At 72.1% G+C, this 7317-nt stretch carries 5 protein-coding genes and 1 pseudogene; 3 read left to right on the plus strand and 3 right to left on the minus strand.

Annotated elements, in window-relative coordinates; all coding sequences use genetic code 11:
• Positions 1-139: 139 nt before the first annotated feature.
• Positions 140-655, plus strand: a complete 516-nt coding sequence (locus tag AB0H32_RS45165) for a GDSL-type esterase/lipase family protein (protein WP_361134539.1) — start codon at positions 140-142, stop codon at positions 653-655.
• 22 nt (positions 656-677) lie between these two features.
• Here AB0H32_RS45165 and AB0H32_RS45170 read toward each other — a convergent pair whose 3' ends face one another.
• The 3 genes from AB0H32_RS45170 to AB0H32_RS45180 are packed head-to-tail and all read right to left on the minus strand — an operon-like array spanning position 678 to position 5496.
• Complete coding sequence (locus AB0H32_RS45170) at positions 678-2105, minus strand: MFS transporter (RefSeq protein ID WP_361134527.1); 1428 nt, start codon at positions 2103-2105, stop codon at positions 678-680.
• Between the two features lie 8 nt (positions 2106-2113).
• Positions 2114-4126, minus strand: a complete 2013-nt coding sequence (locus AB0H32_RS45175) for a PEP/pyruvate-binding domain-containing protein (RefSeq protein WP_361134530.1) — start codon at positions 4124-4126, stop codon at positions 2114-2116.
• Entirely contained in the window at positions 4123-5496 is a 1374-nt protein-coding gene (locus AB0H32_RS45180) for an ATP-grasp domain-containing protein (protein WP_361134533.1), read from the minus strand. The genes AB0H32_RS45175 and AB0H32_RS45180 overlap by 4 nt, the downstream gene beginning before the upstream one ends.
• A 363-nt stretch (positions 5497-5859) precedes the next feature.
• Between AB0H32_RS45180 and AB0H32_RS45185 the strand changes: the two genes are divergently transcribed.
• Positions 5860-7146, plus strand: coding sequence for a PAS domain-containing protein (locus AB0H32_RS45185; RefSeq protein ID WP_361134536.1), 1287 nt, complete (start codon positions 5860-5862; stop codon positions 7144-7146).
• Between the two features lie 98 nt (positions 7147-7244).
• Positions 7245-7317, plus strand: a pseudogene (locus tag AB0H32_RS45190) (nucleoside deaminase); the annotation flags it as partial.

Consider the following 7317-nt stretch of genomic DNA (forward strand, 5'->3'; position numbering starts at 1 on the left):
CTGCGCCCGACGGTGACGGCGAGGGCGAGCAGCGCGCCGCCCAGGGCCGTGCCCAGCGCGGTCGCGCGACGCCGGCGTCGTCGTCAACACCCCCCAGCTCGACGCCGTCACATCCGACACCAGCCTGGTCACGCTCACCATCGCGGGCGACAACCTCGGCACCTCGGACTTCGGATTCGGCGACGTCGCCGCCACCTGCTCCGCCCTCTCCGTGACCAGTCCCCTCGGTACGCCCTGCCGCGACCACTACAGGAACACCCTCAGCACTCGGCTGGACTCCGCCGCGGCACAGCTCGGCAGTGCCCTCCAGCTGATCCATGCGCGTGCCCCACAAGCCAGGGTGCTGGTCGTCGGCTATCCGGCGGTGCTCCCCGACGACCCCGAGCAGTGTCTCGGCAGGATGCCGGTCACCATGGGGGACATCGCGTTTCTGCGCGCCGTCCTCGGCGAACTCAACGACACCGTCGCCGCCACCGCCCACGCGGGCAATGCCACGTATGTGGACACCCTCACCCCGACCCGCGGCCACGACAGCTGCTCCTCGTCTCCCTGGACAGAAGGGCTGCTGCCGACCTCGCCCACACTGCCGCTCCATCCGAACGCCACGGGTGAACGCGCCATGGCAGGCGCCGTACTGCGCGCGCTCGGCCGCTGATCCCGCTCGTCCGGCCCGCCGTTCACGGATGTGGCGCGAGGCCTTCGTCGACCGGCAGGGACACCGGCTGGTCCGCCGTCCCCGGTCGGGCCTCGTCCGGTCTCCTCAGTCCTTCCCCGGCCGCGCCCCGGGCCTCCCGGTCACGGCCGGGGGCAGGACTGAGGCCCGCCTCATGAGGGCGTACGTGTGCCGCACGCCGTCCAGGCCGGACTGCCGGACCCGGCCGGTGCAGCGCGAGATGCAGGACCGGTATCAGCACGCAGGTCACCGCGGCGCTCTGCCACAGCAGAGCGTCGAGGCGTCCGGCCGCCAGGTACGCTCCGGCGGCGACCGCGGCCAGCGCGCACACGCCGCGGTCGACGATGCTCTCCACCGACAGCAGCGTGGCCCGCGGCGCGTCCGCCGGGATGGCGTCGTTCACAAGCTTGCGCTGCACGGGATAGACGAACCCGGTGATCGCGGCGAACGCGCACAGCAGCGCCACCACGAACCAGGGACCGCCGAGGACCGTGCCCGCGAGTGCCGCGGCGAGCGCCACGCTCAGCAGGGACACCCACAGGGCCGGCGACACCCGGCGGCTCAGCCACTGGGGACGGGCCGAGGCCACCGCTTCGGCCACCGTCATGGCAGCGAGCACCGTGCCGTGCGTGTTCTCCCCGATCCCGTGTTCCAGGAGGATCGGCTGGAAGAGGTTGACCTGGCAGATGCGCGACAGCGTGAACACCGCCACGCCCTGCAGCATGAGCAGTGGCAGCCAGGGCGATGCGCGCAGGGCACGCAGAGCGGTACCGGTGTCACGAAGGAGGGTTCCGCTACGCCGCCCGGGCGTGCCCGGCCGGGTGTCCCCACCCTGCTGGGCGAGGCGCGGCAGCGCGAGCGCACACCCCAGGGACCCGGCCGCGCTCGCCGCGCTGAGCACGTACGGGGTCTGCGGAGCCAGTGCCATCAGGGGGCCGACGAGCGGCCAGCAGACCACCTTGGCGGCCAGGCCGAGGGACCGCGCGGTGCCCTCGGCCCTCAGGTAGTGGGCATCGGCGCCCTCGGCGCGCAGACCGTCGTAGAGGTAGGCGCTCGCCGCGCCCGATGTCAGGGAGCGCCCTGCCGCTATGGCGAGGAAGTGCACGAGGAAGCCGGTGTACGAGGGGGCCAGCACCGGCGCCATGTTCGCCGCCGTCATGACGACCGCGCCCGCGCGCAGGCAGTTGAGGGCGCCGATGCGGTCGGCGACGACACCCGTCGGTATCTCGAACAGGCAGAACGCCATGTAGTAGATGCTCTGGATGCCGAAGATCTGGCTGTCGGACAGACCGGCGTCGCGCTGGTAGGCATAGAAGACAGGCATCCACCACAGCAGGTTGAACAGCAGCTGGAACCCGTTGTTGAGGCGGATGATGCGCCGGGCGACCGGGGAGGAGACCGGCCGCGCACGCCGGTGCCACAGAGCGGGCATGCGGCGCCTCACCGGGCGTAGGGGCGGATCTGGACCACGTGGAACGCCCCTTGGTCCGTCATCAGCCACTCGATGTCCAGCGCGTCGTCGGCGTCGTCCGCGCTGAAATGGGACTGCAACAGGCGTCCGGTGAAGGCGAGCCGGGCGAGGGCCGAGCGGGTGTCCGAGGGGAGGTCCTTGCCCGCGGAGCCGATGTCGACCGTACGCCCGCCGCCCTCGACGGTGTTGTACAGGTACTGCTGCGGCAGGACGGTGCCGTCCACCACCCGCTCGGGCGAACCGGGCGTGCAGTTGAGGTAGACGTTGCGGAAGTCCTCCCGGCGGGTCGGGTTGCAGGTCACCAGCACACCGCCCAGGTGAGCGGGCACGTACTCCTGGACGATCACTCCCATGTAGGTGTCGTCCAGGGAGATGCCGGCCTGGTGCCGCAGACGCACGCTGCGCGGCGAGAGCAGTGACGCCCACACCTGCCGCACGGCGTCCATGAGCTGTTCCGTCCCGCGCACGGTGGTCACCGAGTCGTAGATCCCCGCCGCGGAGAAGCCGGGCAGGTCCTCGGCGTTGGAGGAGGAGCGCACCACCATGCGGCGGCCGTCGGACAGCAGGTCCGGCACCGCTCCCGTGATCGCCCGTGTCACCTCGTCCGGCACCGGCGTGCCGCGCACGAGGTGCTGGAGGGTCAGGCACAGCGGGTCCACGACGTCGAACGCCTCCAGCTCCAGGGCCATCTTCAGCTTGCCGATGCCCTGTTGGAGCGCGGGGGAGGAGGTCAGGAACAGGTGGTGGAGGTGGAACGGCAGCGCCACGCCCTCGGGGGCACGGACGGTACCGGCCACGTATGCGGACGCGGCGGCGCGCAGTCGCTCCGGCGAGGCTCCCTCTTCGCCGAGGCGAGTGCCGAGGTGGCCGAGGAGATGGGGACGCGGCGGACGCGGGCTCGCGTAGAACACCGTCAGGTCGGCGGTGCGGCTGTCCAGGACGTGGTGCAGTTCCCCGAGGTTGGCCGCCTTGGTTCCGTAACTGTCGCGGTCGGTGCGCCGCAGCCGGTCAAGAGGCAGGACCGGGGCCTGCTGCAGCAGCGGGGCCCCGATGCGGATGCGCTGCTGGTGCCAGGCGGGCCTCGTCAGGGCCGGCGGTCCGGGCAGCGGCTCCAGGGTGACGGAGTCCTCACGGACCCGGTAGCGCACCCAGGCACCGTCCAGGCCGTCGCGCCGCACGAGGGCGTCGAGGTCGCGGACGATCGCGTTCGGGATGCCCCAGCCCGAGGCCAGCACGTTGGTGTGCGAAAGCGGAGTGGTGGGCGCGGTGTTGACGAATCCGGCGACCCTGGGCACGTCGTCGGGGAGGCGGGGCATCGCGACGATGTCCGACCAGCCGAGATCCGCGGCGGCTGCCTCGTACTCGGCCATGGTGCGGAAGTGGCGCAGCCGGCCCTCGGCCTCTCCGGGATTGAGGCAGGTGCGGGGCCGGTTGCCGAACAGCTCGTGGCTGAGGATGCGCGGTACGTCCGCCTCGCCGACCGAGGCCAGTTCGTGCTCCTGGCCGTGGTTGGCGGGCTTGAGCAGCAGTGGCAGACGTCCGTCCACCCGCTCGCGCACATAGAGGTAGAACTCCTCCAGCAGGGAGCCCTGCATGGTGTCCGCCTCGGTGGTCTCCAGTACCAGGAAGGGACGCTCGGTGCCGTCCGCGTCCTCTTCGGTGTGGAGGGAGAGCACTCCGAGGAGGAATCGGCGTTCGGGGGCCATGTACACGGATGCGTTGAACGCGTCCAGGCGCTCGTCGAGTTCGTCCAGGGTCATGCCGAGGACGCGGGTGGCGATGTAGTTGACGTGGAAGGGGTGCACCTGCGTGTCGAGCAGGTGCCAGGTGCTGTCGGCGCGGTCCACCACGACCTTCAGGTACGGGTGTCCGGCAAGCACTCCGGACAGCGTCCGGAACAGGGGCAGCGACAGGTTGGCGCCGACGACGGTGCGGTCGCCCGCGGCGCCGGGTGCGCCGGCCTCGTCCAGGGCGAGGGTCATGCCCGCACCCCCTCGGTGACGTCCGTGGGCAGGATGTGCGGCAGTGCGTCCACCAGGGCGGTGAAGTCGCGGACGACGCTCTGCGGCCGGTCGGCGGACAGCAGGCACAGTCCCGCCATGGTGTTGGCGCCCGCGGCCGGATCGTAGACCGGCACGGGTGTGCCGTCCGGCAGTGAACTCTCGCGGACGACGGACAGGGTGCTGCCCGCGCCGACCGGAGCGGAGCGGATCACCGACGCGGAGTCCCACAGACGACGGCGTGGCCACGGGGCGCCCGCGCCGTCCACGGCGAGGACGACGAGGGACCCGGCCGCGCCCTCGGCGTCCGCGGGCGTCAGCGCCCGTGACGGCCAGCCGGACGGCCTGCCGAGCAGCTGGTCGGTGAACAGGGCGACCAGGTCGAGCCCGAAGACCTCCTCGATCTGGGGCACCGTCATCGCGCCGCCGAACCGCGCCGCCGTCTCGATCACCCACATGCGGCCGTCCGACCCCAGCTTGATCTCCGTGTGGGTGCCGCAGTTCTCCAGCCCGAGCGCCTCCACGGCCCGCCGGGCCAGCTCGACGATCCGGGCCTGGGCCTCCGTACCGACCGCGGCCGGGGTGATGCCGGCCCGTTCGGTGAACGGCGCCACCGTCGGCATCCGGCCGCTGAGACAGACCGGCCGGAAGACACCGTCCACGACCACGCCCTCGACGCTGACGTAGTCACCCCAGCCCGGTCCGTCGAACCACGCCCCGGCACAGCCGGTGACGATCTCCTCGACGATGAAGTCCTCGCCGGCGCCGTCGACATGGAGTTCCGCGTACCCGAGCCGCGCCGATTCGGTCATCACCGCGCGCGACCGTTCCCAGGCGTCCCGCACGTCCGCGGGCTCCTCGATGATCTGGTGTGCGGTCGAGCCGGCGCTCCAGGCCGCCTTCAGAAGCAGTGGACAGGACAACTCGGCTGCCGCGGCGTGCAGTTCCTGTGCCGTCGCGACGGCACGGAAGCGGGGCTGGGGTATGCCCCGGTGTTCCCAGGCCGCGCGCATCAGGCGCTTGTCGCGGGCGAGGGCCGCGGCCGGCCCGGCGCCCCGCAGCCCGAGCAGCCGGGAGGCCTCGGCGACCGCGACCACCGCGTACTCCGAGAAGGTGATGACGGCGTCCGCGCCGACCTCGCGGGCACGGGACGCGATGAGTTCGACCAGATCGTGTTCGTCGGCGTCCTCGCGTGCGACGACCGAGGCGCACAGCCCCGCCGGGTCCGCCGCCATGCCGACGGGCAGGTCGCTGAGTGCCAGCAGGTGCACGGCTGACCTCGCGGCCACCCGAGGCAGGGCGTAGCCCACCGGGGGACCGCCCTTGGCATGCACGTACAGCACCTTCGTCACGAAATCCCAACTCCTCTGTCACACGGGCGAGTTCTTTCCGGCGCGCGGCGGTTCGCGCGACGCGCGGAGCGGTGGCGCCGGGTGCGCCGGCCGGTCCGTCCACCGTTTTGCGGTCTCGCTTCAAGCGAAGCAGCCCGGCTGCCCGTTTCCGGGAGTGCGAACCGTCGACGTCTCTGGCAAATGCCTGACTGATGGCGGCGATTGACGTCATGTGAAGGACCCGTGATGAGTTAGTGCGTGGCCCGGGAGTGCCCGCACGGCCCCCGGAAGGGTCCCGGACCGCCTGGCATGCCGCACGTGCCTACGGGACACGCATGAGGTGTTACTCAAAGTGATGTCGTGGAACGTTGAAGGAGTCGAGTCGTGGACGAGGCCGATTTCAAGACGCTGCTGGCGCCCCTCCCGGTGTCCTGGTGGGAAGCCGACGACGGCTCGGAACTGGTCGACAGCGGAGGCGGCGCCTTCGCCGACGAACGCACCGCCCGTCGCTTCCTGCGGGCCCTGTGCGCCGATCACGGCGGCCCGTCCCGGTTACCCGGCGACGGCCCCTACCAGGCGCGGTTCGAGGGCCGTACGTTCGACGTCAACTGGCCGGCCCGTGGCGGCGGCGCGCCCTCCGACCGCAGCAGAGGAGTCGCGGTCGAGGTGGGCGGCCCGGAGGCCGGGACGGGGCCGTACGCGTCCTTCACCGACCTGAGCCCGGCCGCGGTGTTCGTCCGCGACGCCGACGGCCGCTATGTGTGGGCGAACCACGCCTACGCCCACCTGTACGGAACCACGCGCGACACCGTGATCGGACGGCATCTCGCCGAGATCGACGGACCCGATGACGCGGTGCGGTTCCGCGCCCTCGACGAAGAGGTCCTCACCGGCGGGCACTCCGTGCGGCACACGCTCGTCTACCGGCGTTCGGACGGTTCTCACGGGCACGCGGCCGGTTACCGCTTCCCCGTCCGCTGGGGCACGCTGCGCTGCGTGGCGGGCATCTACGTCGACATCACCGACTACACCCGTGCGCTGGACCAGCGGCGTCAGGCCGAGGCGGACCTGTGCGCGCTGCGGGACCACAGTGGCCTGGCCTGCCTGCGCCTGTCGGCGGACGGCGTGGTCAGGGACGCGGGCACCGTCGCCGCCGAGCTGCTGCACCTCCGCCTGGGCGACCTGGTCGGATCGCCGGCCGACACGCTGCTGGCCCGGACGCCCGAACGGACGGCGCTGCACCGGATCTGGGACGACCTCATCGCGGGCCGACGCAGAAGCGCGCGCACCAGCGTCGTGCTCGTCGACGGTGACCGCCGGCGCCGAGCGTGGATCCACCTGAGCGCCGTACACCACGCCGCGGAGCACCTGCCCGGTGTCTGGGCGGTCATCACCCGGCTCGGCCTGAGCTACGAGGCGCACCCACCGCTGACGGCCGCCCAGGTGCGGATACTTGCCCTGCTGGCCGCCGGGCACAGCAATGCGGACATCGCCGGAACCCTGCACCTCTCGCGGCAGACCGTCGACTACCACCTGAGCCGCCTGCGGCACCTCCTGGGAGTCGCGACCCGCCCGGCACTGGTGGCCCGCGCCTACGTTCTCGGCATCCTCTCTCCGCACTCCTGGCCGCCGCGCTCCACCACGGCGGCACATCCGCTCAGCCCCGCCTGACCGTCAGGGCCGCAGGCCCGCACGCTCGAGGGTGACCTTGGACAGGTCGAGGATGACCTGCTGGTCCCCGCGGCGCCAGGCGTCGGCGAGGCCGCCCGGCGGGGCACAACGAGCGCGAGGCCACCGGCGACCCCACGGCCCACGCCGAGGTACTGGCGATCCGGCGGGCCG

Source organism: Streptomyces sp. NPDC020362 (assembly GCF_040642095.1).
Taxonomy (GTDB): domain Bacteria; phylum Actinomycetota; class Actinomycetes; order Streptomycetales; family Streptomycetaceae; genus Streptomyces.

Bases quoted from the DNA above. Each gene is read 5' to 3' on its own strand.
- AB0H32_RS45170 (WP_361134527.1), bottom strand. From the start codon at position 2,105: ATGCCCGCTCTGTGGCACCGGCGTGCGCGGCCGGTCTCCTCCCCGGTC.
- AB0H32_RS45175 (WP_361134530.1), bottom strand. From the start codon at position 4,126: ATGACCCTCGCCCTGGACGAGGCCGGCGCACCCGGCGCCGCGGGCGAC.